Source organism: Geodermatophilus sp. URMC 60 (genome assembly GCF_053502585.1).
In genome coordinates this window covers 3,351,314-3,375,708 of sequence record NZ_CP199958.1, presented here as the reverse complement: position 1 = coordinate 3,375,708, position 24,395 = coordinate 3,351,314, and the positions used below count along the sequence as shown (strand labels likewise).

Annotated in this window: 26 protein-coding genes; 8 read left to right on the top strand and 18 right to left on the bottom strand. The window is 72.7% G+C overall.

What is annotated here, in order from left to right; translation table 11 throughout:
* The first annotated feature begins 45 nt into the window (after positions 1-45).
* From catA to ACWIX3_RS16005, 3 genes are all read left to right on the top strand, one after another.
* Positions 46-894, top strand: coding sequence for a catechol 1,2-dioxygenase (gene catA / locus ACWIX3_RS16015; protein ID WP_448608332.1), 849 nt, complete (start codon positions 46-48; stop codon positions 892-894).
* 73 nt (positions 895-967) lie between these two features.
* The gene (catC, locus tag ACWIX3_RS16010) at positions 968-1,267 is read left to right on the top strand and encodes a muconolactone Delta-isomerase (protein ID WP_448608331.1); all 300 of its coding nucleotides are present in this window, start codon (positions 968-970) and stop codon (positions 1,265-1,267) included.
* 282 nt (positions 1,268-1,549) lie between these two features.
* Complete coding sequence (locus ACWIX3_RS16005; protein WP_448608330.1) at positions 1,550-2,950, top strand: MFS transporter; 1,401 nt, start codon at positions 1,550-1,552, stop codon at positions 2,948-2,950.
* Between the two features lie 639 nt (positions 2,951-3,589).
* On the opposite strand, the gene ACWIX3_RS16000 is transcribed toward ACWIX3_RS16005, so the two are convergent.
* From ACWIX3_RS16000 to ACWIX3_RS15985, 4 genes are all read right to left on the bottom strand, one after another.
* Positions 3,590-4,291, bottom strand: coding sequence for an acetate uptake transporter (locus ACWIX3_RS16000; RefSeq protein ID WP_448608329.1), 702 nt, complete (start codon positions 4,289-4,291; stop codon positions 3,590-3,592).
* Between the two features lie 569 nt (positions 4,292-4,860).
* On the bottom strand, positions 4,861-5,205 hold the full coding sequence (locus tag ACWIX3_RS15995; protein ID WP_448608328.1) for a TfoX/Sxy family protein: 345 nt from the start codon (positions 5,203-5,205) through the stop codon (positions 4,861-4,863).
* A gap of 108 nt (positions 5,206-5,313) precedes the next feature.
* On the bottom strand, positions 5,314-5,940 hold the full coding sequence (locus ACWIX3_RS15990) for a maleylpyruvate isomerase family mycothiol-dependent enzyme (RefSeq protein ID WP_448608327.1): 627 nt from the start codon (positions 5,938-5,940) through the stop codon (positions 5,314-5,316).
* 906 nt (positions 5,941-6,846) lie between these two features.
* Positions 6,847-7,815: a collagen-like protein gene (locus ACWIX3_RS15985; protein WP_448608326.1), complete on the bottom strand. Its 969-nt coding sequence runs from the start codon at positions 7,813-7,815 to the stop codon at positions 6,847-6,849.
* Positions 7,816-8,356: 541 nt separating this feature from the next.
* On the opposite strand from ACWIX3_RS15985, the gene ACWIX3_RS15980 reads away from it, so the two are divergent.
* Positions 8,357-9,271, top strand: coding sequence for an amidohydrolase family protein (locus ACWIX3_RS15980; protein WP_448608325.1), 915 nt, complete (start codon positions 8,357-8,359; stop codon positions 9,269-9,271).
* Positions 9,272-9,755: 484 nt separating this feature from the next.
* Complete coding sequence (locus ACWIX3_RS15975; RefSeq protein ID WP_448608324.1) at positions 9,756-10,118, top strand: hypothetical protein; 363 nt, start codon at positions 9,756-9,758, stop codon at positions 10,116-10,118.
* A 237-nt stretch (positions 10,119-10,355) separates the two neighbouring features.
* Here the strand turns inward: ACWIX3_RS15975 and ACWIX3_RS15970 are convergent, their stop codons facing one another.
* From ACWIX3_RS15970 to ACWIX3_RS15960, 3 genes are all read right to left on the bottom strand, one after another.
* Positions 10,356-11,174, bottom strand: coding sequence for a nucleotidyltransferase domain-containing protein (locus ACWIX3_RS15970; protein WP_448608323.1), 819 nt, complete (start codon positions 11,172-11,174; stop codon positions 10,356-10,358).
* Positions 11,175-11,377: 203 nt separating this feature from the next.
* Positions 11,378-11,947 carry a DoxX family protein gene (locus ACWIX3_RS15965; protein WP_448608322.1) on the bottom strand — a complete coding sequence of 190 codons (570 nt, stop codon included), beginning with the start codon at positions 11,945-11,947 and terminating at the stop codon, positions 11,378-11,380.
* Between the two features lie 74 nt (positions 11,948-12,021).
* Complete coding sequence (locus ACWIX3_RS15960; RefSeq protein WP_448608321.1) at positions 12,022-12,342, bottom strand: hypothetical protein; 321 nt, start codon at positions 12,340-12,342, stop codon at positions 12,022-12,024.
* A 683-nt stretch (positions 12,343-13,025) separates the two neighbouring features.
* Here ACWIX3_RS15960 and ACWIX3_RS15955 point away from each other — a divergent pair.
* Positions 13,026-13,229 (top strand): zinc-ribbon domain-containing protein, encoded by a 204-nt coding sequence (locus ACWIX3_RS15955; RefSeq protein ID WP_448608320.1) that lies wholly within the window; start codon positions 13,026-13,028, stop codon positions 13,227-13,229.
* A 661-nt stretch (positions 13,230-13,890) separates the two neighbouring features.
* Here the strand turns inward: ACWIX3_RS15955 and ACWIX3_RS15950 are convergent.
* Together ACWIX3_RS15950 and ACWIX3_RS15945 are read right to left on the bottom strand one after the other, a co-directional pair.
* Complete coding sequence (locus ACWIX3_RS15950; protein ID WP_448608319.1) at positions 13,891-14,226, bottom strand: hypothetical protein; 336 nt, start codon at positions 14,224-14,226, stop codon at positions 13,891-13,893.
* 435 nt (positions 14,227-14,661) lie between these two features.
* Positions 14,662-15,798: a PucR family transcriptional regulator gene (locus ACWIX3_RS15945; protein WP_448608318.1), complete on the bottom strand. Its 1,137-nt coding sequence runs from the start codon at positions 15,796-15,798 to the stop codon at positions 14,662-14,664.
* Between the two features lie 213 nt (positions 15,799-16,011).
* On the opposite strand from ACWIX3_RS15945, the gene ACWIX3_RS15940 reads away from it, so the two are divergent.
* Positions 16,012-16,365, top strand: a complete 354-nt coding sequence (locus ACWIX3_RS15940; RefSeq protein WP_448608317.1) for a hypothetical protein — start codon at positions 16,012-16,014, stop codon at positions 16,363-16,365.
* 43 nt (positions 16,366-16,408) lie between these two features.
* On the opposite strand, the gene ACWIX3_RS15935 is transcribed toward ACWIX3_RS15940, so the two are convergent.
* The 3 genes from ACWIX3_RS15935 to ACWIX3_RS15925 all read right to left on the bottom strand — a co-directional run bounded on the left by ACWIX3_RS15935 (position 16,409) and on the right by ACWIX3_RS15925 (position 17,807).
* Positions 16,409-16,861 carry an STAS domain-containing protein gene (locus ACWIX3_RS15935; RefSeq protein WP_448608316.1) on the bottom strand — a complete coding sequence of 151 codons (453 nt, stop codon included), beginning with the start codon at positions 16,859-16,861 and terminating at the stop codon, positions 16,409-16,411.
* Between the two features lie 179 nt (positions 16,862-17,040).
* Positions 17,041-17,373 (bottom strand): TraR/DksA family transcriptional regulator, encoded by a 333-nt coding sequence (locus ACWIX3_RS15930; RefSeq protein ID WP_448608315.1) that lies wholly within the window; start codon positions 17,371-17,373, stop codon positions 17,041-17,043.
* 275 nt (positions 17,374-17,648) lie between these two features.
* The gene (locus ACWIX3_RS15925; protein ID WP_448608314.1) at positions 17,649-17,807 is read right to left on the bottom strand and encodes a hypothetical protein; all 159 of its coding nucleotides are present in this window, start codon (positions 17,805-17,807) and stop codon (positions 17,649-17,651) included.
* 243 nt (positions 17,808-18,050) lie between these two features.
* On the opposite strand from ACWIX3_RS15925, the gene ACWIX3_RS15920 reads away from it, so the two are divergent.
* Positions 18,051-18,347 carry a hypothetical protein gene (locus ACWIX3_RS15920; protein WP_448608313.1) on the top strand — a complete coding sequence of 99 codons (297 nt, stop codon included), beginning with the start codon at positions 18,051-18,053 and terminating at the stop codon, positions 18,345-18,347.
* An 835-nt stretch (positions 18,348-19,182) separates the two neighbouring features.
* Here ACWIX3_RS15920 and ACWIX3_RS15915 read toward each other — a convergent pair.
* The 6 genes from ACWIX3_RS15915 to ACWIX3_RS15890 all read right to left on the bottom strand — a co-directional run bounded on the left by ACWIX3_RS15915 (position 19,183) and on the right by ACWIX3_RS15890 (position 23,975).
* Positions 19,183-19,449, bottom strand: coding sequence for an Lsr2 family DNA-binding protein (locus tag ACWIX3_RS15915; protein WP_448612478.1), 267 nt, complete (start codon positions 19,447-19,449; stop codon positions 19,183-19,185).
* 34 nt (positions 19,450-19,483) lie between these two features.
* Positions 19,484-19,663 (bottom strand): hypothetical protein, encoded by a 180-nt coding sequence (locus ACWIX3_RS15910; protein WP_448608312.1) that lies wholly within the window; start codon positions 19,661-19,663, stop codon positions 19,484-19,486.
* Between the two features lie 89 nt (positions 19,664-19,752).
* The gene (locus ACWIX3_RS15905) at positions 19,753-21,171 is read right to left on the bottom strand and encodes an amidase (RefSeq protein ID WP_448608311.1); all 1,419 of its coding nucleotides are present in this window, start codon (positions 21,169-21,171) and stop codon (positions 19,753-19,755) included.
* Between the two features lie 949 nt (positions 21,172-22,120).
* Positions 22,121-22,315, bottom strand: coding sequence for a hypothetical protein (locus ACWIX3_RS15900; protein WP_448608310.1), 195 nt, complete (start codon positions 22,313-22,315; stop codon positions 22,121-22,123).
* Positions 22,316-22,457: 142 nt separating this feature from the next.
* The gene (locus tag ACWIX3_RS15895) at positions 22,458-23,084 is read right to left on the bottom strand and encodes a TMEM175 family protein (protein ID WP_448608309.1); all 627 of its coding nucleotides are present in this window, start codon (positions 23,082-23,084) and stop codon (positions 22,458-22,460) included.
* Between the two features lie 159 nt (positions 23,085-23,243).
* Positions 23,244-23,975, bottom strand: coding sequence for an alpha/beta fold hydrolase (locus ACWIX3_RS15890; protein WP_448608308.1), 732 nt, complete (start codon positions 23,973-23,975; stop codon positions 23,244-23,246).
* Between the last annotated feature and the right edge of the window lie 420 nt (positions 23,976-24,395).

Here is a 24,395-nt window from a genome sequence, read left to right as displayed (position 1 = left end):
CTCCACCCATCCCTTCCACCCGTCACGACGACGCAGGAGAACACCATGACCGCAACCGACGTCAATCCGACCGCGGCCGGCTCCGGCCGCAACGCCACCGAGCGCTTCGCCCAGAAGGAGCGCAGCGGCGCGTCGGTCGACCCGGCCCGGGTGTCGGCCATCGCGACCGACGCCATCACGGCCCTGCACGAGGTCATCCGCAAGCACGGGGTGACCTACGCCGAGTACGACGCCCTCAAGGCATGGCTGATCCGGGTCGGTGCGGACGGTGAGTGGCCGCTGTTCCTCGACGTGTGGATCGAGCACGTGGTCGAGGAGGTCGCCAACGCCGACCGCGCGGGCGCCGTCGGCACCATCGAGGGCCCGTACTACATCCCGGGCTCGCCGGAGTTCCGCAGCGAGGCCACCCTGCCGATGCGCGACGGCGAGAAGGGCACGCCGTTCGTCTTCCAGGGCACGGTCACCGACCTCGGCGGCCACCCGCTGGAGGACGCCCGGGTCGAGCTGTGGCACGCCGACGACGACGGCTACTACTCGCAGTTCGCGCCGGGCATCCCGGAGTGGAACCTGCGCGGCACCATCCTGACCGGGCCCGACGGCCGCTTCGCGTTCCACACCGTCAAGCCCGCGCCCTACCAGATCCCGACCGACGGCTCGTGCGGCGCGCTCATCGCCGCGGCCGGCTGGCACGCCTGGCGCCCGGCCCACCTGCACCTCAAGGTGTCGGCCGAGGGCAAGCAGCTGGTCACCACGCAGCTGTACTTCGCGGGTGGGCAGCACGTCGAGGACGACGTCGCCCAGGCGGTGAAGCCGGAGCTGGTCCTGCACCCGACCACGGCCGCCTCCGGGCAGGGCGAGGAGGTCACCTACGACTTCGCGCTGGACCCCTCGTGATCGAGCTCGCGAGGTCACGCAGCGACACCGGACGCCGGAGCACGCGACCGACGAGTGCCGGCGAGGAGGGCGCGTGACCCAGCTGTACGCGGTGCGGATGGACGTCGCGCTGCCGCCGGACATGGACCCGGCGGCACGCGACGACCTCCTCGCCCGGGAGAAGGCCTACTCCCAGCGCTGGCAACGCTCGGGCCACTGGCCGCACATCTGGCGGTGCGTCGGGCAGTACGCCAACCTCAGCGTCTTCGCCGTCGACAGCAACGAGCAGCTGCACCAGATCCTGTGGGGCCTGCCGCTGTTCCCCCACATGACCATCACGGTCACCCCGCTGGCCGCGCACCCGTCGGACATCGCGCAGGACCCGGCGCAGTAAGCACCGCGCAGGACCCGGCGCAGTAGGCACCGCGCAGGACCCGGCGCAGTAGGCACCGCGCGGGCCCCGGCGCAGTAGGCACCGCGCAGGACCCGGGAAGCCAACACGCCCTCCGGCCGACCCCCGGCAGTACCGCACGACCCGCACCACCGGACCGCCCGGCGTCCCCTTCCAGCCGGCGCACCTCCCCCACCCGTGGCGACGTCGGTCGCCGGGTGCCCCCTGCCCTGCCACGGCCACCCGGTCGTCCCCGAGCCAGGGCCCGTCCCGAGGAGAACAACAGTGGCACCACCCATGCAGGACGGAGCCGTCCGACGGGACGCGCTCCGTCGGAAGTCCGTCACCTGGATCGTCTCGCTCGCCACGGTCGGCCTGGTCTTCGACGGTTACGACCTGGTCGTCTACGGGACCGTCGTCCCCCTCTTCCTGCGCGATCCCGGCCAGATCGGCGAGGTGACGCCGGCCGTGGCCGGCGCCCTCGGCAGCTATGCGCTGATCGGCGTGCTCGTCGGCGCGCTGCTGGCCGGCAGCGTCGCCGACGTCATCGGCCGGCGGAAGGTCATGCTCACCGCCTACGCATGGTTCTCCGTCGGCATGGCCCTCACCGCGCTGGCGACGAGCACGACGACCTTCGGCCTGCTCCGCTTCGTCACCGGCATCGGGGTCGGCGCACTGGTCGCCACCACCGGGGCGCTGGTCGCCGAGTTCGCGCCCGCGGGGAAGAAGAACCTGGCCAACGCGATCACCTACTCCGGGGTGCCGCTGGGCAGCCTGCTCGCCGCCCTGCTGGCCATCCTGCTGCTGGACGCCATCGGCTGGCGGGGCATGTTCTGGATCGGCGCGCTGCCCCTGGTGACGCTGCTCCCCCTCGCCGTCCTCAAGATGCCCGAGTCGCCGGCCTGGCTGGCGTCGCGGGGGCGCCTCGACGAGGCGCGGGCCGTCGCGGCGCAGACCGGGGTCACGCTCGCCGAACCCGGCACCGGGGGCCCGGAGGTCGTCGACCCGGTCGCTGGAGGCCGCGCCGGCTTCGCCGGGCTGGCCGGGCGCACCTACCTGCTGCCGACCATCCTGCTGGGCCTGCTCAGCGCAACCGGTCTCCTGCTGGTCTACGCGCTCAACACGTGGCTGCCCGAGCTGATGGGCCGCGCCGGCTTCTCCACCAAGGGGTCGCTGGCCTTCCTGCTGGTCCTCAACGGCGGCGCGGTCCTGGGCGCGCTGGCCGCTTCCCGCTTCGCCGACCGGTTCGGGCCCAAGCCGGTGGTGGCCGCGTCCTTCGCGCTGGGCGCAGCGGCGATCGCACTGCTCACCGTCAGTCTCCCGCTGGGCGTGCTGCTGGCGTTCGTGGCGGTGGTGGGCCTGGGGACGAGCGGGACGCAGATCCTCATCTACGGCTTCGTCGCGACCTACTACCGCACCAACGTGCGCAGTGCGGGTGTCGCCTGGTGCGCCGGGTTCGGGCGCCTCGGCGGCATCGGCGGTCCGCTCATCGGCGGGCTGCTCGTCGCCTCCGGCATCGCGCTCAACACGATCTTCTACGTGCTGACCGCCCTGGCCGTGCTCGGGGCTCTGCTCACCCTCGTCGTCCCGACGGCGGACGCCCGGCACGCGCAGGTGGCCCGACGGGCCGCGCCGGCCAGGCTCGCCGTGGAGCCTGGCGACCTGCTCGCCCGCACGCCCGAGTAGCGGGTCGGCGTCCGCGAGAGGACGACAGGGTGGCCCGGACGCCGGACCGGCTGCCGTCACCTGGAGGGGACAGCGGATGTCCCTGGGTGTCCATCCGCTGTGGCGCGGCACGACGGCCGGAGCGACCACGACCTCGAGTCGGGCTCGACTGCAGGCAGGACCACGGGCGATGAGGGACCGGGGTCCCCGGTGTGGTGACCTGACAGCCGTGGCCGGGGTGGTGCGCGTCGAGGCGCTGCCCCGGCCACGTTCCCATCCGGGCCCCCGTTCCGCCACGTTCGTCCTGCTGCGCGGCGTCCAGGGCATCTCGGCCGCCGATGCGTCCGCCTCCGTCACGACGGCGCTGGAGGACGCGCCCGGCGACGAGTGGGCGTTCCCAGGCAGCCGGATCGACACCGGCGCGGTCGCTCCCGAACTCGTGGGCAGCGGGCGGGCCGCCGTAGGAACAGGGACCGCCGGACCCGCCCACGCTGCCGGGCCGTCATGCTCTCGTTCGCAGAGGTTTCGAGCCGGTCCGTATGCCGCTCCTCCAGCAGACACGAACTGCCGTGCGCTGCTTCGCAGGACCCGGGACGCGGTCGACGCAACCCAGGACCGCAACCACCGGCCGGCCGTCGGTCGGACGACCGCCGGACAGGGTCACAGCTTGTACAGCGGCGGGTTCGGCAGCACCGCGCGTCCGAAGGTGGACGCACTGACCCCGGCGAGGCACGCGTACCAGGCGACGGCAGCGGTCACGAGGCCCAGGTAGCCGCCGAGCGTGGTCAGGCCCTCGTTGTGCGCCACGTCCCCGGCCCCCAACACGAAGAACGTCGCCGCAAGGAGGGTGAAGAGCAGGGCCAGCACCGCGGTGGTGCGCAGGGAGGCGACCCACATGATCACCGTGAAGATGCCCCAGCTGATGAGGTACCAGCCGACGACGGTCGCCCGGTCACCGGCGTCCGGGATGTCGGCCGCGTAGAAGGTGACGAACGCCCAGAACGACAGCCAGAAGGCGCCGTAGGACGTGAAAGCGGTCGCGCCGAAGACGTTGCCCTTCCGGAACTCCCACATGCCGGCGAGCACCTGGATCGCGCCCCCGTAGGCCAGTGCGACGCCGAAGACGATCGGCTCGCCGGCCGTCGGCAACAGACCTGCGTTGAACAGGCTCAGCAGGAACGTCGTCAGCGCGAAGCAGCCGAGACCCAGCGGCGCGGGGTCGGCGATCATCCGTACGTTCTCCGAGGCGAGTTCTCTCGCCATGGCCACCCGGCCGGCGGTCGGGTCGCTCAGGTCGGCGAGGAACTCGCTGCCCCCTGGTGCGGTCGTCGTTCCTACGTCGGGTGCTGCGTTGACTGCCACTGCAAGACCCCTCCTGATCGACGCTGGGAGCGGCACAGCCGGCACGTGCGCCGTGAACGGCTCCGGCACAGCGGGACGAGACGTCTGTGGACCGCGAATCCATGACCTCCGCGGAGAGCATCGAGGCCGATTCGTGGCACCCGCTGATCGAGCGCGGTGATCACTCTCGTGTCCGGCTGACAGCGGGCAGGCACGGTCGTCGGGCTGCGTGGGTTGCTCCACCCGGCTCTGGGTGGCCATTCGCATCGGGTGCCCCCTCCCCGCACGACGGTGATCGTGGGGACATCGGGGCGTCAAGACAGCTCCGGCGTGTCTCGCCGCGACGGCCTGGGGCGCGTCTCCCGAGTGAGTGGCGGATGCTGCGGGGTCTGGCTCGGTGGGCACTCGCGCAGAGCTGACCGATGGGCAGTGGGCGGCGATCGAGCCGTCGGTGCCGAGGGTGGCGGGGCGGTCGCGGCCGTACCGGGATCACCGACAGGTGGTGGAGGGGCATCGTGCACCGTTGTCGGTGCGGGCTCGCGTGGCGTGATCTGCCGGACGGTCCGGGCCTGGTCGCTCGATCCGTTCGGTCAACGCTCCGCTGACCTCTCGGCGTTGTACTCCAGGACGGCATCGATCCAGAACTGCAGATCTCCGTCTTCCGTGAGCACCTCCTCGTCGACGGTGATCCACCCCTCGCCCATCGACCGGCCCTTGCCCATCTCTGCGCGGCGGGCCCCGACCACATCCAGGTACTCGGCATCGCGACTGCGAGACACGCGCACGAGTAGGGCGCCCCCGCCGGCCGAGACGCAGGCCACCATCTTCTCATTCACCATGAACGCAAGGCCACCGAACATCTTCACCTCACGAACGTTCTTCTCATGAGAAACCGCACCACGAACGCGCTCTGCGAGTTGAGCATCGTGAGCCACTCGCTGTCTCCTTCCTGGCGAACTGAGAAGCGTAGATCCTCCGGTCGCCGACAGACCGATTTCCGCTCGCTTCGGACTTGCGGCTCCTACCCGTTCTGGTGGACTGGGTCAGGCCAGCCGGCCACGCAACGTCGATACGCCGTCGCCGCTGAGCTGGCCGAGTGCGGTCGTGCGGCCGGTGATCGCCAGCAGGAGCGCCTCGGCGTTGCCGCTCACGGTGGGACCGCTGCCGTGAGCCCAGTCGATGTCGTTCGCCTCGAATCGCAATCCGCCCAGCGTGCCCTTGGAGACGAGGCCACCGACGGGAGCGGCGGTCAGGAAGGTCAACGACTCGTGCAGACGCTCCTCGGGGATGTCGCGCGGCAGCCCCAGTGGCCAGCGGATGTCCAGGCCGTGCACCAGAAGGTCGGTGAGGGGCGCCTCGGGACCTGAACCGGGAGGGGTGAATTGCGAGTCAGCTTTCTGGCGCAACACCTCGATGATCTCGCCGAAGGGCCGGCGTGCCTGCTCGCGGGTCAGCCGAACGTTCGCTCGGTCGAAATTCCCGCGGCATGCCAGCATGGCCAGCACGAACTTCGGGGTGCTCACTTCCAGGGGCACGACCAGGTGCGCGATCACGTCGTGCACGCTCCATTCACTGCACAGGCTCTGCGTCGCCTGCTGCTCACCCGTCAGTCCCGACATCAGGGCAGCCAGACCGCGACGCTCGTCGGCAATCTGTGCGAATGTGTCCACAAGGTCATCCTGGCACGAGAACCAGGGCGTGTGTCCCGAGCACGGGTCCAGGCGAGGACTGCGGCCAGGACGACAGCGCTGCGGTAGGTGAGTGCGTGTTCGGCGTAGCGGGTGGCACGTGCGCGCCATTGCTCGAGCAGGGCGAAAGAGCCCTCGACGACGTTGCGGTGCTCGCAGACCCCGCGGTCGTGGCCGATCGGTCGAGGTCTCGGCTCGCGGCAGGTTGGTGGCGTGCTGGTGCGTGCGGTCGACCGTGAGAACCATGGAGACAGCCCGGTCGATGTCACCGGCGGCATCGGCGTGGGCGATGACCGCGGCCAGCGCCTCGTCCCGGGTGCCGTTCCGGGAACGGGCGTGCCGCTCCCACACCGTCTGCCAGGGCCCGAACCACTCGGGCAGATCGCGTTACGCCAGCCCGCACGGGCAACGGCGCACGATGCCCTTGAGCACCTGCCGGTGATCCCGGTGGGGCCGGGACCGGCCGGTCACCTGCGGCGTCAACGGCTCGATCGCCCGCCTGCTGCTCATCAGTCAGCTCAGCACGCACACCACCGGTTCACGATCCCGTACCGGCGACCCCTGCTTGCGAGACACGCCCCGGACGTCGGACGAGCACCCGGGGCGCCCGCGGCGACGGCCGCCCCTCCGACGGTGGGGGCGGCCGTGGTCGTCCCGGCCCGAGGACCTCCACCGATCCGCCGGTACGGCCACGACGACGCCCGCCAGGACCTCCCGGGCACACCAGGCGGGTGGTCACGGGGCTGCGGCTCGCCGGCCGGCCACGGGATCCGACGCACGGGCGTCCCGATCGTGACTGCCACACCGGAGCGCGGCGCAGCCCGGACAGCGAAGGGCGCCTCCTCCCGCGGTGGCGGGACGAGGCGCCCTTCGGGTGTGCTGCGCCGGTCAGGCGATGGAGCGCACGTTGGACAGGTCGGCGCCCGACTGCTTGTTCGCCGCGGCATCGGTGTCGACGATGGCACGCAGGAACAACCCGCCCTGCAGCTTGATCAGCGTCGAGGTCAGCGCCGCCAGGTAGCGGACGCCCACCCGCGGGTCGTAGACGGTGCGCGGCGTGACGTCCAACGCCGCCTGCTTGACCTTGGACGCCAGCTCGGCGGGACTGAGCTGGTAGAGCCAGGCCGGACCGGCCGGGCCCTGGGGACCCTGCACGCCGGGCAGACCGGCCGGACCGGCCGGGCCGGCCGGGCCCTGCACACCCTGCGGGCCCTGCAGGCCGCGGACACCAGGAGCCCCCTGCTCGCCCTGCAGACCGGGGAGGCCCTGCACACCCGGCAGGCCCTTCTCGCCCTGCTCGCCGGTCTCGCCGATCACGCCGCGCGGCCCCTGGGCCCCGGGCAGGCCCTGCTCACCCTGCGGCCCCTGCCCACCCCGCTCACCGACGACACCGCGCGGGCCGGTCTCGCCGCGCAGGCCGGGCAGGCCCTGCGGGCCCTGCTCACCTTGCTCGCCGGGGCGACCGGTGGAGCCGGGCAGACCCTGCTCGCCCTGCGGACCGGTCTCCCCCTCGGGCCCCTTCTCGCCCCGCGGGCCGGGCTCACCCTGAGGGCCCTGCTCGCCTCGCGGACCGATCGGCCCCTTCTCGCCGCGCTCACCGACCGGGCCGATGGGACCGGTCGGGCCCTTCTCGCCCTTGTCGCCGGGCTCACCAAGGGGGCCGACCGGGCCCTTCTCGCCCTTGTCACCCCGCTCACCGACAGGGCCGACCGGGCCCTTGGAACCCTTGTCGCCGGGCTCGCCGACGGGGCCGACCGGACCGGTCGGGCCCTTTCCGCCGCGGTCGCCCTCCTCGACGGTGACGTCGACGGGAACTGCAACGGTCTCGCTGCGTGTCGTGCTCTTCGACTGCGCCATGGCTGTAGTGGCCTCTCATGTAGGCGGTCATGTGGCGGGCGGCGCTGGAGTATCAGCCACCCGCGGTCGGTATCCGACCCCGCGCCTTTGCGGAGACCCGGCCGGCGCCGACGCAGTCGGCACCAGACATGGTCCGGCCCGAAAGCCAGTCATCACCGTGCCCAGGGCCGACCGGGACAAGCGTCCGGCCCCCAGTGAGACCGGCCACAACGACGACCGGTCGGGCCGACGGTCACCGGCCGATCGCCGCCAGCAGCGGGTGTCCGCGGCGGGCCGACCATCCGCTCCCGACCCAGCGGAGGTGGAGGGACCCGAACCCGTGACCCCGCACCCGCCAGGCGTCGGCCGCTCGATGACGCGGTCATGTGCCGCACGGCAGACCTCGAGACGCCGTCCGCGTGCGAGGTCGTGACAGCTTCCGGACCCCGTCCGTGAGGGCGAGACTCATCGGCCGCCGCGCCGTGCGCTGGTGAGGACCCGCGCGCGGCGGCGGCCGAGCAGCTCGCGCGTGCGTCGAACCGGAACGGAGCAGGAGTCCACGATGACCACCGGGAACACATCCGCCGGGCCCGCCGGGCTGGTCGACTGCCATCACCACATCTGGCGCGTCGCCGACCTGCCCTGGCTCAGCGGCGATCCGGTACCGCGGATCTTCGGCCCCTACGAGCCGATCCGGCGCGACTACCTCGCCGAGGAGTACATCGCCGAGGCCACTGCGGTCGGCATCACCTCCTCGGTCTACGTGCAGGCCAACTGGCCGGTGGACCGGTCGCTCGACGAGATCCGCTGGCTGGCCGACGTGCACGCCGCGACCGGCTGGCCGATGGCCTTCATCGGCTCGGCGGATCTGTTCGACCCCGGTGCCGTGCACGTGATGCGGCAGCAGGCGGCGCTCACCCCGTTGGTCCGGGGCACGCGGCTCCAGCTGCACTGGCACGAGCGCCCGCAGTACCGGTTCGCCGCGGCTCCCGACCGCATGACCGACCCGGTGTTCCGGGGGAACATCGCCTCGCTCGCCGACCTCGGGTGGCTGTTCGAGCTGCAGGTGTTCAGCCCCCAGATGGCCTTGGCAGCACGAATCGTCGCCGACTTCCCCGAGATCACGTTCGTCCTGGTGCACGCCGGGATGCTGGAGGACACCGATCCGGTGACCGTCGAGGCCTGGCGCCAGGGCATGCAGCTCCTGGCCGAGCAGCCCAACGTGGTGGTCAAGCTCACCGGGCAGGGCACCTTCATCCACCGCGTCGACCAGGCCCTCATCGACCTGGTCACCGGCACCTGCCTCCAGTTGTTCGGCTCGCACCGGTGCATGTGGGGCAGCAACTTCCCGGTCGAGAAGATCTGGACCGAGCTGCCACCACTGGTCGCTGCCTGGCGACGAGCCTTCGCCGACCAGCCGGCCGATGTGCAGGACGATGTCTTCGCCGGAACAGCGCGAAGGGTGTACTCGCTGTGACCTGCACCGCCGGAGAGCCGACCGCGCGTGACGTCCTCGACAACCCGGAGGGCCTCCCCAGGCCTCGCTGCGTCGGCACGGGATGAGACGTCCCGAACGCAGGAGGCCACACTGCCAGGGCGGCTGGAGGGGGTCCGGCCGGGGACCGGGACCATCCGCGCTGGGATGGTGAGCGATGCTCGGCCTGGCTGCGCGCCTTCGCCGCGACGCTCCGGCCCGGGCACGGTGCCCGGCGCCGCAGCCGGCAGCGGCGCCGCCGTCGACTCCTCGGGCCGGACTCCGTGACGCGCCGAGGTATCTGTCGTCCCGGCCGGGGACTCCGTTCTCCAGACGCTGGAGGTCGGACGACCGGGGCCGGCTGCGACCGACTCGGCCTCGGTCGGACCGTCCTCCCCCGTCGATCCAGCCGGCCTGCGACGCAGACCCCGCCGAGGTCTTCCCCGAGGCAGCGGACGGGCCGGCCGACAACCGGAGGAGTACGCCGATGCGCCTGCTCAGCCCCTGGGTCTCCCGGTTCCGCCGCACCCTCCGTGCCGCCTGGATCGCGGTCGATCCCGGCGAGGACGACCCGGGTGAGGACGACGACGCCGGGCCGCCGCAGTCCACGCCCGACCCGGCCGCTGCGGTCTTGCTCAGTCACGACGACCTGCTGTGGTTCAAGACCAGCGAGGACGCCGAAGGGCGGATCACCCTCGGCCTGCTCGAATGCCCCCCGAACAGCATCGGCGTGCTGGTCGACGACAACGGCGAGGCGCTCGGCCTGCGGCTCTCCCGAGCCGAGGCCCAGGACCTGCACCGTTCGCTGGTCACCTGGCTGGCCCACACCGGCCGGACGGTTCCCACGTGAACCACCCCGCCGGCAAGAACCGCTCTCGGCCCCGTGCCGCGCGTGACGGACGCACCGGGTCGGTGATCCCGGCCGGCGTGGCGGTCGGCGACGACGCCGCGGCAGGACGTGTCCGGGGGACAGCCGCTCGGGCCGCCACCGCACGGGTCCGGTTCCTGCAACCGGGTCGAGCTGCGTCCGTCTCGTCGGTCGATCGATCCACCGGTGGCGGCTCGGAGCCACTCCCCGGTTCGGTGCTCACATCCGGCGCCTGATCTCGGCGATGAGGCCGGCGGCGTGGTCGAGCGCCCGGGCCAAGCGTTCGCTGGTCGTACCCAGGTCGCCGAGGATGGCGTGGGCTCGATCGGCGAAGGCCGGCGGTGCGTCGCCGAGCAGGCCCGACGCAGCGACGGCACCCTTCTCGTTGATCAGCCACTGTCCCGCCCTGCTGTGCAGCGCGTGGCAGCACAGCCCGATGGCACGGAACAGGCACCCGGCGACGTAGGCGGTGTCCTGTCGGGGCAGCACCTTGCGGGCGATGTCGACGGTGAACGACGCCTCCCAGAGAGTCCTGGTCACCACCGTCTCCCGGAGCGCCGGCGGATAGTGACCGGCAGCCTCGTGCAGCTCTCCGAGTTCACCGGAGGGGTCGGCCAGGACACGGCCCAGCGCGATCTCACCGGCATAGGCGAAATCCGGCCAGCCCAGCGGATGTCCCACCTGGGCATGGAGGGCGAAGCGTCCCGCCTGCGCCTCCTGCCAGCAGACGCGGACGCGGTCGACGTCCCGGTAGATCCAGTCGACCGCCGTGTCGCCGATGCGCAGCCAGGCGCCACCGTCGACCCATGGCCCCCAGGCACCCGGGTCGGTCACCACAGCGTCCGCTCCGGCGATCTCGCGCGCGACAGCGCCGAGGCCGGTGACGTCCAGCGGTGGCCGGTAGTAGATGCCCAGGTCCACGTCGGAAACCGCAGTATGGGTGCCACGGGCCCGGCTGCCACCGAGAACTACGCCGACGACCCCGCCGACGGCGGGCAACCGGTGGGCGAGATCAACGAGCTCGTCCTCTCCGATCACTCCGGCAGCATGCCGCGGGGCGGGTCCAGGCACTCGCCCGATGCCGTGGCGGCAGCAGGTCGCTGATCTCCAGGGGGGCACCAGCGGACCACAGCCCCTCCCCTCCGCTCGTCGGACAGATCAACGTGGAGCAGCGCAGCACCACCGCGAGCACGCGGGCGTTCGCGGTGGTGCTGGTCGCGGGCGTGAGGGAGGCCCCGCGATCAGGCGCCCGCTGTGGTGGGATCCCCGGCGGTGTCGCCCGGGGCCGGCACGGCGGTCCGGCCGGGAGCTGAGGTGACGCCGGGGCGGCCGCGGCGAGCGACCGCCACGGTGAGGAACGACGTGGCCACCCCGGTGGCCAGCGCGGCGAGCGCCCAGGCCGGCCCCGTCCGCTCGATGCCCAGCGCATGGTCCAGGGAGAGGTCGCCGGGGCCGGTCTCGGCCAGCGCCGTCACGGCGCCGATGAGGACGGCGTTGTACTCCCACCCGCCGTTGGCCGCCCACGGGCCGTTGGGCAGGTGCACCTTGCGGATGGCAGTGGTCATCACGCCGGTGATCGCGGATGCGGCGAGCGGAGTGGCCAGCCCGGCGGCCAGCAGCGTGCCGCCGGCGGTCTCGGTGGCCCCGGCCAGCAGGGCGTGCACCTTCGCGGGCCGCATCTCGAGCGACTCCATCATGCCCTCGGTCCCGGCCCGTCCCGGCCCGCCGAACCAGCCGAACAGCTTCTGCGTGCCGTGGCCGATGAACAGCCCGCCGATGAGGAGCCTCGCTCCCAGGCGTCCGACGCTCATGTCTCGTTCTCCTTGGGTCAGGTCGTAGGCAGTGACCACGCCCCGGCCGTGTCCCGGCAGCCGGGGCCTCGGTGTCAGGTACGGGGCGGCTGGCCGGACCAGGCCGCCTCGAGCAGTGCGGTGACGCCTTCCTTCGTCACCGGTCGGGGGTTGGCGTAGGGGTTGGCGACGGCGAGGGCGGCGATCCGCGGGATGTCCGCCTCGGCCAGCACCCCGGCGGCCTTCTCCCCCAGGGCGGTGGCGACCTGCTCGCCGGTGTCCTGCTGCTCCGGGGAGCACAGCACGAGCACCCGGGTCAGCCCCAGCGCGGCCACCTCGTCGGGCAGGTCGGCCAGCGACCCGGGACCGAACACCACCCGCATCGGCAGCGCGGTGTAGGTGAACGGACCGATCACGACGGCGCTCCGCGGACCACGGTCGGCTGCGCCCGTGCTGGTCCGCTCGGGCTCCACCCACGGCTGCCGGAGGATGCCATTGGTGTCCGGGAGCCCCAGTTCGCTGGTCACACGGCCGTCCCTGGTGCCGGAGTTCACCGTGAGGTCTCCGCTGGAGCGTAGTGGACCCCACGGGGAGTGAGACGCCCCCGCCGTCGGTGGCGGACGGGCCACCCGTCTCGCGGGTATCGACCCGAAGGCCGCTGGGAGGGAGCCTCCGAGGATCTCGCCGCGCGATCGAACAGGGCAGGTGAGGCGTCAGAATGCCGACGAACGCCACGTTGCCGGCGTGCGGTTTCCCCGCTGTCGGGCTGACGGGATCCGAACCTGCGACCCCTCGAACCCCAGACGTGCACAGCGGGTCCTGGGGCGTCCGCCCTGACGAGCGCCGGCCGAGCTGACGGGCGAGTGGCAGGGTCCGCTTCCACTCGCTCGAGGACCCCGCCGCCTCGGGGCAGGCGCGTCCCCGGACGTACGCACTTCCGCTCCGGGACGGGCGTGGTCTGCCGGATCGCCATGCCCGTCACCCCGACTCCTACCGGCACGCCGAACCCCAGAACAGCGGGCCCGGGTGGTGGAGCCCGGCGGAGCCAGATGGGCACGCGCGCCGGTCGGCGGCGGGGTCCGCTGCCTAGGCTGGCGACGTGTTCCTCCTCTTCGGCTTCGGCACCAAGCAGCAGGACCTGGGCCCCGGGGAGGTCCGCACCTGCCCGCGCTGCGGCAACACCACGCGGTGGGCGCGCGTGCGGCAGTTCAAGCAGTTCACGGTGTTCTTCGTGCCGATCGCCCGGTGGGGACGCCGGCAGCTCGAGGTCTGCGGGATCTGCGGCACCGCCGTCGAGGTTTGAGCACGGTCGCCTCGAGTCCGGTCGTCGGCCGCCCGGACCGGGGCCTCCCCGCGTGCGAGCCTGCACATCGCCCGCTCTGGCCGTCCAGCCCTGCCCCGGCGACATCCTGCCTGCGCTGGCGCGCCGCTGGCCTTCGGCCCGTCTGCCCCGCGGCCGGCTCACCAGGCCACCCTGCGAATTCATCGTGACGCCGTTGACGACCGTCGGTCGACGATCGCCAAGCAGGTCACGGCGTGACCGGATCGCCGGCCACCGTTGGCTGCTGCCTGACGTTGACGGGGGCTCGCTGGTCGCAGGTGGGTCGCCCCGACCACCTGGTGCCGGGCTCACCGGCAGACTGGTCCCGAGCACCCGGGAGGGCGTGTGCCGTGGAGTACCCACGTCTGGGCCGGACGGGGGTGGGCTGGGCAGTTCGAAAGAGTTCGTCGGCCGGGCGATCGAGCGGTACGCCCGCCGTGAGGGACTCATCGTGTCGACGAAGATCTCCGGGGGGATGCACGACGGCCCGGGCGGTCAGGGGCTGTAGCGGCCGGCGAGCCTGGAGCGGATCGACGCCTCGCTCACCCGGCTGGTCACCGACCACATCCACCTCTCCTCATCCACCGGTTCGGACGAGACGCCGGTGGAGGAGACGATGGAGGCGCTGCACGACGTCCTCCGACTACGGGTGCTCTGCACCGTCGACGGGGACGTCCCGGGTCGCCGATGGGGGTGTGGGCGGCCTGACGATGCCGTCCAGCAGGGACCCGTAGCGCCACAGCAGCCACCGGGGTGCGGTGGCGACGGCGATGGCCAGGCCGGCGAGCGGGGCACCGAAGATGACCAGCAGAATGGCGATGCCGCTGCCGGCGACGACCGCGGCGAGGATGCCTCCCGGCTCGGAAGAGCGTGGCCGCCGGACCGTCAGGTCGAGGACCGCACGAACGGGCTCCCCGGCTTCCTCCGCGTAGCGACGCCGGATCTCGTTCCAGGCTCGCTGTTCGTCGTGACTGAGCACCGTCCACCTCCTGCGGGTCCCATCCTGACGGGGACCAGGCAGGTCCACGAGGGCCGCACCGGTCAGGCTCAGCAGTCCGTGGTTGCCGGGAGTCGGCAACCACGGCCGACGACGGGGCGGTCGTCCTCCGCGCCGCATCGCCGCAGCGACGCCACCGGCCTCCGGGGTGGTCAGGAAGTCGTGCCTCGCGGACGACGCAACACGTGCTTCCACGGACCGGCACCACAGCCCCGGTGAGCTGCGACGGCGTCGCCACGATCTGCATGGCCCCACGGTCTGCATGGCCCCACGACCAGCATGGCCGGGAACGGACGCGGGGACGTGCCGGCCCGGACGGGCGGCTGGGTCGGACGCTGTCCGGTGCGATCGCGGCCGGACCCCTGGCGCCGCGCCTGCCGGGGAGCGGGACGGCGCGACCGTGGGCGCGGCTGGCGGTCAGGGGTCGGCAGGCAGGGGCCGCGCCGGCCACTCGAGCAGTCGGGCCCCGAGCACGGCCGCGTGCAGCGAGAACCGCTGGTCGGGCCGGGAGACGCTGTACCCGGTCAGCTGGGCGACCCGCGCCAGCCGGTAGGTCACGGTCCGGACGGAGACGCGCAGGCGCCGGGCGGCCTCGGTCGCGACGTCCCCGGCGTTGAAGTACGCGAGCAGGGTTTCCAGGAGGACCGCGACGCCGCTGCGGCTGTGTTGCAGCGGGCCCAGGACGTCGCGCACCAGGTCGACGATGGCCGCCCGGTCCCGGCCCAGCACCCGGTAGACCAGCACGTCGCGGGCGTGGACCACGTCGGCGTCGAGGTCGAGCCGATCGGCGAGGACCAGCGCCTCGCGCGCCTCCTCGTAGGAGCGGGCGACGCCGTAGGCGCCGGGGAAGGCGCGCCCGGCCGCCACCCGCCAGCGCCGGCCGCCGTCGATCCGGTCGAACTCGGCATGGATCACCGGGCCGAGGTCTCCGGTGGGCGCGGTCGAGGCAGGCACGACGACGACCACGCGGCCGTCCTTCGTGGCGACCAGCACGTCCCGATCGCCGAACCGGTCGACGACGACCCGCTCCAGCGCGATGGCCGCGCGGTCCACGGGACCGTCGGGACTCCACAGCGCGGCGAGGACCACGTGGTGCGACTTGCCGAGGTCGATGCCGAACGGCTCGGCGCGCTCGACCATCCGCGAGACGTCGGCGTCCCCGCGGAGGAGGTCGTCGACGAACTCGGCCCGCAGCGCCTCCTCGTGGCGGACCATCTCCCGCCGCTCGGACTGATGGCCGTCGACGAGCACGCCGATGGCGTCGTCGAGCACCCGCAGCACCGCCTCGGCGGCACGGCGCACCTTTTCCGGATCGCTTGAGCGCACGACCACCGGCAGCTGCCGCCACAGGCGCCAGGACGCGGACAGGTACAGGTCGACCGCGCCGCGGGCGCCGACTCCTCGAGCAGCCGCCCGCCGCCCCAGCTCACGGACGGCGTCGAGCTCCCACGGATCGGGACGGCGGCCGTTGATGGCGGCGTCGGCCAGCATCGGGAGGTATCCGCCGAGCAGCTCCACCGGCGCCTGGCAGGCGGCCGCCGCAGACGCCGCCACCGGAGCCAGCCACTCGTCGCCCGTTGCCGGCCCGCCGGACCTCCCAGGGACCCCGGGTGGTCGGTCGTCGATCATCTTCCCTCCCCTGCCCGGACGCTCGTCCGGCCGACCCGTTGCCGACGGGCGGCACGGCCAGCATGTACCTGCTGACCGGTGCCGACCCCGGCCGGGATCGCGTCCCGGCGGGCATGGTCGGGGCAGCTGGGGTGGACCGTGCTCAGCAGTCGCGAACAGCGGATCTGGGACGACATCGAGCGGTTCCACGCCGCCGAGGCCGAGCAGCCCGTACTGCCCGGCCTCGGCCCGACGCGCCGGCGGGACACTCGCGGCGTGGACGACCGGCCGGCGGCGGTGGCCGCCGGGGAGAACACCACCCCCGCCGTGGTGATCGTCGCGCCGGCCACCGTGCTGGGCAGCCACGTGGCGGTGCTGCTGCTCATCGTCAGCGTTCCCTGGACGACCCGCTCGCCCGCGGCCCGGTCGACCGCACCGGCGACCTCGGCCACGCCGATGCCGGCGACCACGACCGGCGCCGGCAGCGCCGGCAGGCTCTCCCGGAACCGGTAGGCCGCTTCTGGCGCCCGCATCGGCAGCGGTGGCCGCACGCCGCTCACCGGGAGATCCGCCGCCGACGCTCTCCCGCGGGCCGCCGTGGCGTGGGGTGCGGGCGGACCGCCGTCCGCCCTTCCCGGGACAGCGGGCGGCTGTCGTCCCGGTCGATGACCACCAGGCCGGCGAGTCCGGTCAGCTGCAGCGGGCGCAGCACGCGCCGCCGACCGGCACACCGCAGGACCAGCCGGGCGTCGCGCGTCCGGCACCGCCGGTGCGCCTGGACGAGCACGGTTACGCCGGCGGCGCCGAGGAAGGTGACCTGCGCGAGGTCGACGACGAGTTCCCGCAGGCTTGGTCGGGCGGCCTGGGAGTCCAGGCACAGCTGCAGCAGCGGTGCGGTGTACCCGTCGACCTCGCCGGTGACCTCGACGACCACGCGGCCGGGACGCTCCCCGGGTACGGCGGTGACCGAGAGCAGGTGTCCGGGGTGGGGAACAGGGGTGGGAAGCACGGATCAGCTCTCCTTGGAGACAGGACCTGCCCATGGGCGGCGGGAAGGGACGCGCCGCCGACGAGTAGGCGCAGGGGGGCGCCGGCGGCGGTCAGACCCGTGGCCGGACCGGTGGATGCCCCGGGACGTGGAAGCCTGGGGCCGGGCCGCCGGGGATGCGCGGCCCGGCCGCGGCCGGCTCAGCGCGCGGACTGCTGGCAGGAGACGCAGCCGGCCGCGAACGGGCGGAACTCCAGCCGCTCGAGGGGGATGGCCGATCCGCAGTGCGCGCAGCGGCCGTAGGAGCCGGTCTCGATCCGGTCCAGCGCCGCGTCGATCTCCTCGATGGTGCGCAGCAGGGTGGCGGCCCGGCTGAGTGCGACCGGGTCGGGCACCGACGTGACCGTTTCCGCCAGGGCGAGCTCGCGCTGGCGGACGCAGTCGGCGCGCTGGGTCTCGAGCAGGGCCCGGAAGGGCGCCCAGTCGGTGGCCTGAGCCGTGGACGTCGTGGCAGTGGTGCTGACGGGGGTCATGGGTGTTCTCCTGGGGCGACGAGAGACGCGCTCCACCGGGGCGGACCACGCGAGGACGAGCCGAGGACCCGCAAGGGGTCGGACACTCGCCGGCGGCGCCCTGTCCTGACTGCGCCGCAGCACGTCCAGCCCGCACAGGCCACGCGTCCGCAGGCTCATCGCCAGGGCCAGCAGCTCGCCGCCGGTGACCGGCGACGGACAGCGCTCGGGGGACCCGAGGACCGCGACTGCACGGGCCGGACCGATGGGCCTGCTCGTGTGTGCGCGCATCCGGGTCACCCCTTCTCGTCGTCGTCGTCTCTCGTCGTCGTCGTCCAGTACGGGCCGGACAGCTCGGAGACGCGGTCGCCCGGCTGGTGCAGGTGGCACCACCCCAGCCAGCTCACCGACGTCTCCGCGGCCGGCGCCACCGCGGTGACGACCGCGCCTGCCATCGCCGGCACCAGGGTCGTGCCACCACGCGCCGTACGGCTGGGCGGTTAACGGCCGAGGCTCCGCGGCCTCGTGGGAGTACGGACGCTCGATCTCCGCCGGGGCCCTGCGTTCACCTGCACCGAGCACCCTCCACCCCTGCGCACGGACCGGGAGCGGCCGACGGCCGAGGGCTCCGGCAGGTGCACTGTCCCGGCGTCTCCGAAGATCTGACCCCACCATGCCCGCACACGGCGGGCCCGGGCATGGCAGCGACCGGCCAATTGCCGCCTGCCCAGGTTGCCGGCAACCGGCAACACGGCCGCACCGCCCGGTCGGCCGAGGACCACGACGCCGACGGCGTCGAGGGCACGACCGCCGCCGGCGACCTCCCCGGCGGCCATGCCGGGGACGGCGTCTACCGGTCCACGGTGGCGAGCGACGGGGTGCCGCCCAGGACCGGAATGCCGGACGGCCGCGACGGCGGGTGCAGAATGGCCGCTTCCCGGCCGACGGCTCCGGATACCGGGGACTGCACGCGCGCCGCCATCAGCGCCCGCTGATCCTCGCCGAGCGTTCACCACCCCGCATCTCGGGCGCCTCGCTCCGACTGTCGGCAACGCGAGCTCGATCAACCCGGCTGGCGCCAGGAGTACCGGTGAGAGCGGGTCCCGGTAGCGCTCACGGGGTCGCCGTGGACAGCCAACCGCAGGAACTGCGCACCCCCGGTTCCCTGTGCTGTTGGGTCGGGATGCCCACCGAGGGAGCCCTGCCGAGACACCGTCCGGCCACGTTGCCGAGCGTCGGCAACCGTGACCACTCCCGATCGACCGGACGGCACCGTGGGGGAAGCGGGAACTCAGGAGCATGCTGAATGGGCACTCCCCGGTGAAAGGAATGCTGAATGCACCTCACCCTCTCCGAGAGTCCGGAGGTCCGATCACGCCAGGCAGCCACGATCGAGATCCGGGCAGCCGCAGTCGAAGCTCGCAGCCGCACCAGAAGGGATGTCGACGGATTCATCCGCGGGCGGGCAAGGACGAGCGAGGCGACAAGACCGTCCACCGACATCGTCGAGGAGTGGGGATTGCAGTCCTTCCCTGCCAGCGACCCGCCGACGAACCGGTGACGGACGCCCTGCAGGGATGGCAACGCCTGATACGAGGAAGGTGAACGACATGCTGATGCACGGTCTGGTTCGACTGGGACAGGAGCTGAAGGGCCCCCGGCTGTCCGCCTTGCACTCCACGCTCGGACTCGCGGTCCCGCGCGCCGCCCTCCACTCGCTGGGAGGTGGGATGACGGGAGAGGCAACGTCCAACAGCCCCCGGATCGACGGTGACCGACGTCGGTCCCGGTTCGACCGGCGTTGAGGGCCGCGGGGCGGTGATCCCCGGCCTACCCGTCGGCACCCGCCGGTCGGAGGCAGTGAGCTCGGTTGCCGGCCGCCCGGAACCGCTCCACGACATCTGCCTCGGTGCGTCCGCGGGCGTCGACCTCAAGGCCCTGCCCGGCCGCCCACGCGCGCACAGCCGCCGGGTCGTGTCCCGAGTGGACGGCCTTCGACGCTCGCGCGCTGCGGCGCCCGCTGCCCGACATCTTTCGCGCTGCGTTGATGTACCGAGGGAGCGCCTTCCGCATCTCAGCGGCGTTCTCATCCGACAGATCGATTTTCTATCAGGCCGTCCTGCTCCGAAGGTCATCGATCGGACGTTGGACAGCACGTTCCATGGCAGGCGTCATGGTCGTCGGCCTGCTCATCGTGGCGGTCGCGCGGGCGGCTGCCGAGAGCGGCGTTGACCTGGTCGATCACGCACAGCGCCGGCCGCCAGCTGACCACCGGCCAGCGCGCCGGGACCTGCTGCTCGCGGCCGTCCACGCCCCGCCGTCGTGAGTCCTGAGGCAGGACGCCGCCTCGCATCCGGATCCAGAACAGGCCGACCCGGCCACCGTTCCACGACTTGGCCGTCACCCACCGTTGACGAAGGGATCGACGGGCACGAGGCGGCCGACTGCAGCTTGGATCACCTCCGCCGCGTCGAGGGCGCGGTCATCGCGGAACGGTGCGGCCATGCACTGCACGCCGATCGGCATGCCGTCGACCAGACCGCCGGGAGTGGCGGCGGCGGGCAGGCCCAGCAGATTGGCCGGCATGACCGGCCGGAGCAGCTCGATGGTGGCGACCGCGTTCTGCTCGGACTCGGCGTCCCATCCGTGCCGGAAGGCCGGCTGGGTCCAGACCGGGGAGAGGATCACCGGGTACTCCACGAAGAAATCCCCCCACGCGCGCGCCAGCCCGCGGCGGCGGACGAAGGTGTCGACGTAGGCATCCAGGTCCAGGCGCGGCTCGCTGTCCAGCACCGCGGTGAGGAAGCGTTGCGCGGTCTCCCCCATGACCTGCGAGAGCACCGGCTGCAGGGCGCGAAGCTCGGTGAAGAGGAACGAGTGCCACAGCTCGACGGCGGTCTCGTAGTCCGGCGGGGCCACCTCGGCGACCTCGTAGCCGGCGGCGGCCAGGTGCGCGCCGGCCTGCCGGACGACCTCGGACACGCGGGCGTCCGTGCTGCCCCCGGGCGGCTCGGGCAGCATCGCCACCCGCACCGGGCCACCGGAGTCGGGGAAGGCGAGCGGTGCGGGCACCGACGCCGGATCACGCCGGTCCGGCCCGTTCATGATCCCCAGGCCCAGGCGCACGTCGGCGATGTCGCGGGCCATCGGACCGTTGACGGCCATCAGCTGGAACGACAGCGGCCCGTCCTCGGGCGGGATCACGGTGGCGTGCGGCACCCGGCCGGTCGTGGGCTTGAGCGAGGAGACCCCGCAGCAGTGCGCCGGGTTGCGCAGCGACCCGCCGATGTCGTTGCCGGCGCCGAGCGGGGACATGCCCGAGGCGAGCGCCGAAGCCTCGCCACCGGACGAGCCACCCGCGGTGAGATCCGGGTGCCACGGGTTGCGGGTCAGACCCCACAGGCTGCAGTCGGTCGAGATCCGCAGGCCCATGTCGGGCAGATTCGTGCGCCCGATGACGACCGCTCCTGCGGCACGCAGGCGCTCCACGAGCGGCGCATCCACCGGCGCCACCGCCTCCCGCAGCGCGACCACGCCGTTGGTGGTGGGAGTCCCCGCGACGTCGATGTTCTCCTTGATCGTCACCGGCACCCCGTGCAACGGCCCGAGCTCGCCGTCGCCGGTGGCCTTCCGCTGATCGGCGAGCTTGGCCGCCTCCAGCGCCTGGTCGGCCAGGACCAGCACCACGGCGTTGAGCTCGGGGTTGACCGCCTCGATCCGCTCGAGATGCGCCTCCACGACCTCCACGGAGGAGACCTGGCCGGTGCGGATCAACTCCGCGAGCTCGCCCGCAGTCCTGCGCCACAACGCGTCCGCCATGTCGCCTCCCTGTGTCGCGGTGCGCGGACCGTACTGCTCCCCCGGCCACCGGGAAAGGCTCGGATCACCGACCTGCCGGAGACCTCCCGGCACAGCTGGCAGTGGGCGACGGTGGAGGGATGCGCACAGGTCGCCGGGCCCGACGACCCGCAGCCGTGGCTGGCCGATGCCGACCAGCTCCGCCCGCTGCTGCGCGCGGTGTTCGCCGCGGCCGCGGCCGGCACGAGAAGTGGGCGGAAAGCGACCGCGTCATGGCCCGGCAACGGCGCACCACCGTGCTGATCGATCCGAACCGGATCCACAGCAACGGGAAGGCGGCGCCGCACCCGTGCCCCTCGGGCCATCAAGGGCGTTCGCGTGGGCGTCGCGGACGGCGACGTCGAGCTGGCCTTCCGAGCTGGCCATGCGGGTCCGGTTCCCGTCACCCGCTCGACGCGTTTCCGCAGCTCGACCGGCCTGCCAGGCCTCTTGGAGACGCTCTGGAGGACCTTCGAACAGCCCGTTTGAACCCCTTCAGGACCCGTGTTCGCGCTGCGTGGTCATGAAGGGGTCATGCCCGCAGCCCCGTACGTCCAGGTCGGGACCCGTTCGCCCCACGCGATCTCCCGCGTGACGACGACTGGGTCACGGCGTGAGCCTGTGGATTCGCGCGGTCGTCGCAATGATGCCCGGGTCAGGACGCCAGTTCGGCCGCCATCACCTGTGCCGGGCTGCGCCAGCCGAGACGCTTCCGCGGTCGCTCGTTCGGGCGCTCCCCGAGCGCCGTAGGTCGGCGAGGGAACGTGCACCCAAGTCCCTGCGCTTGGTGAAGTACTGGCGAGGCAGGCCGTCGGTGTTACTCGCGTGCCGCGCAGAGCGTCGCCGCCCGTCGCACGGGAGGCCACCGCCCGGTGCTGAGCCCAGGGCGTCGCCGGTCTGCGGCCCGTCGTTCCGACAGGCCTGTCATCGTTCAGGGGCTCCCACCCATGCGGTCGGTGAGTGTGTCCAGGGCAACACCGACGGATTGGAACGCGGCGGCGGCCTCGGTGAAGTCGACCGGATAGTGGAGAGCGAGCAATCGCGCTTCCTGCTCCGGGCTCAGTCCCATGATCGGCAGCAGGTCCACGACGTGCTGGCGGGTGATCAGCAACCGGCTCAGGTCCATCGGTGAGCCTCCTGGAGGGCTCGTCTGCGGATGGGTTGCGGTCCAGGGTCGGCACGCCTGCCCTGTACCACCACGAGGAACACATGCGGGAGTGCAGTTCCTCGTCGTCGTGGCGATCGAGCCGGCGTGGACACAGGTCTCCTCAGTCGTCTGCGAGCACGTCCGCGCCCGTTCCGGGAGCTGATCGGCGACTGCTCCACCCCCGGCTGGTCACGGCGTAGAAGACCGGGAGGGCGGCGGCGATCCCCAGGCCGAGGAGTGGCTGCCAGGCGGCGCTGCCTGCGGCGACCGCGTAGGCGGCGATCCCCACGAGAGAGCGCCCGCGTTCGGCGGCGAAGAACTCGGGCGGCGTCCCGGCGGCCAGCAGCCGAGGTCGGTGACACAGGTGCTGGAAAACCGCCAGCCAACTCGCCCCCATGGCAGCCGCCAACGCGCAGTAGAGGACGAGGGCGGCGACCTGGTCGGCGCGTGTCCCGTGCTGGAACGCGGTGCTGAGGACCGCTGTGGGAAAGGGCAGGAACGACGAGCTCAGCAGGAGCAGGAGGTTGCGCCAGAGCAGGCCGGTGTCGACGGCCCGGATCCGCGTGAACAGGTCATGGTGGTTGACCCAGATGACCGCGATGTACCCGAACGAGGCCATGTAGGCCAGGTAGCCGGGCCACTGCTCGAGCAGCTCGGTGAGCATCGCACCGGGTTCCGACGGCGGATCCAGCTCCAGCACGAGCAGCGTGATGACGATGGCGAGGACCCCGTCGCTGAAGGCCTCCACGCGTCCGGTCTCGGCCGTTCGTCCATCGCGCGCCGGAGCCGCCGTCGCAGTGGCTCGGAACCTCATCGGGAGTCCGCCCCTCTCCGTCCGGGCGAGCGACGTGGCGCCGGTGCGGGGAGGCGGTGCCCGCGGCACGTCCCCCTGCCCGCACCGCGGGTGTCACGCCGGGATCGCCGTGACCGCCTCCAGCGCCGCCAGGATCGTGGCGGCGACCTCGTCGGGCTGCGAGACCGAGATCGCGTGCGAGCCCCCGGGGATCGCACGGACCTCGCGAGCACCGGCCCGTTCGGCCATGAACCGCTGGAGGGCCGCGGGGATGTTCAGGTCGGCGTCCCCGTACACGAACCACGACGGTCGCTCGCGCCACGCGGGCACCGCGGCGGGAAGCCCCTCTCCGAGGGCACGGTCGGTGACGGGACGCTGCGTGGCGGCCATCACGACGGCCGTGCCGACCGGGACGTCGGCGGCGAACTGCGAGGGGAAGGCGTCCTGTGCGATCCGCAGGTCGGTGCCGACGTCGGACAGAGGGGTGCCGACGAGCGTCTCGGCCAGGGTGCTGCCGGGAAACATCGTGGACAGGGTCAGGGCGGACTCACCCGGTTCGGGACAGAAGGCGCCCACGTAGACCAGCGCCATGACGGCGTCATTGCCGGACGCGGCCTCGGTGACGACCATCCCGCCGTAGGAGTGGCCGACGAGGACGACCGGACGACCGACGCCGGCGAGCACGTCCCGCAGGTAGGCGGCATCGCCGGAGAGGTTGCGCAACGGGTTGGCGGCGGCGATCACCTCGACCGAGTGCGCGTGCAACCGCTCGATCACGCCGTTCCAGCTCGCCGACTCGGCGAAGGCGCCGTGGACGAGGACGACGGTGGGCTCTTCGGTGGACATGGCGGTCCCGGACTCCTCGTGTCGGGCGGATGGAGGTGCTCGTCCAGAGTCGGCTGGGCCATCCCCGGGGCACCACGAAGAAGCCACGCAGAACTGCACTTCCTCCTTCTCGGCGGCCGACCGCAGGCCGACGATCGCGGCGGAGGCACGTCGATCCCATCGCGCGACGGAGGAGGAAGCCGTGAGGACGACGACGTCCGGTCACGGGCCGGTGGACCAGATCGCGCCGGCCGCACCTGCAGGTCACCGGGCACCCCCGATCACGGCGGCGGCCCTGCTTCGTCAGGTCGGTGACGTCATCGCGGACGTGCCCCTCTTCCTCGCCGCGCCGCTGCTGCGGCACTGGCACCGCACCTGGGGTGCCACCGAGGAGGAGGTCGCGGCGACGATGCCGGGTGACGACCTGCTCCCCCGCGCCCA

Coding starts and splice junctions, on each gene's coding strand:
- ACWIX3_RS15980 (WP_448608325.1), top strand. CDS start 8,357: ATGACCACCGGGAACACATCCGCCGGGCCCGCCGGGCTGGTCGACTGC.
- ACWIX3_RS15920 (WP_448608313.1), top strand. CDS start 18,051: ATGGCAGCGACCGGCCAATTGCCGCCTGCCCAGGTTGCCGGCAACCGG.
- ACWIX3_RS15925 (WP_448608314.1), bottom strand. CDS start 17,807: ATGGCAGGCGCGGTCGTCACCGCGGTGGCGCCGGCCGCGGAGACGTCG.
- ACWIX3_RS15900 (WP_448608310.1), bottom strand. CDS start 22,315: ATGGACCTGAGCCGGTTGCTGATCACCCGCCAGCACGTCGTGGACCTG.
- ACWIX3_RS15975 (WP_448608324.1), top strand. CDS start 9,756: ATGCGCCTGCTCAGCCCCTGGGTCTCCCGGTTCCGCCGCACCCTCCGT.
- ACWIX3_RS15965 (WP_448608322.1), bottom strand. CDS start 11,947: ATGAGCGTCGGACGCCTGGGAGCGAGGCTCCTCATCGGCGGGCTGTTC.
- ACWIX3_RS15890 (WP_448608308.1), bottom strand. CDS start 23,975: ATGTCCACCGAAGAGCCCACCGTCGTCCTCGTCCACGGCGCCTTCGCC.
- ACWIX3_RS15905 (WP_448608311.1), bottom strand. CDS start 21,171: ATGGCGGACGCGTTGTGGCGCAGGACTGCGGGCGAGCTCGCGGAGTTG.
- catA (WP_448608332.1), top strand. CDS start 46: ATGACCGCAACCGACGTCAATCCGACCGCGGCCGGCTCCGGCCGCAAC.
- ACWIX3_RS15930 (WP_448608315.1), bottom strand. CDS start 17,373: ATGACCCCCGTCAGCACCACTGCCACGACGTCCACGGCTCAGGCCACC.
- ACWIX3_RS15985 (WP_448608326.1), bottom strand. CDS start 7,815: ATGGCGCAGTCGAAGAGCACGACACGCAGCGAGACCGTTGCAGTTCCC.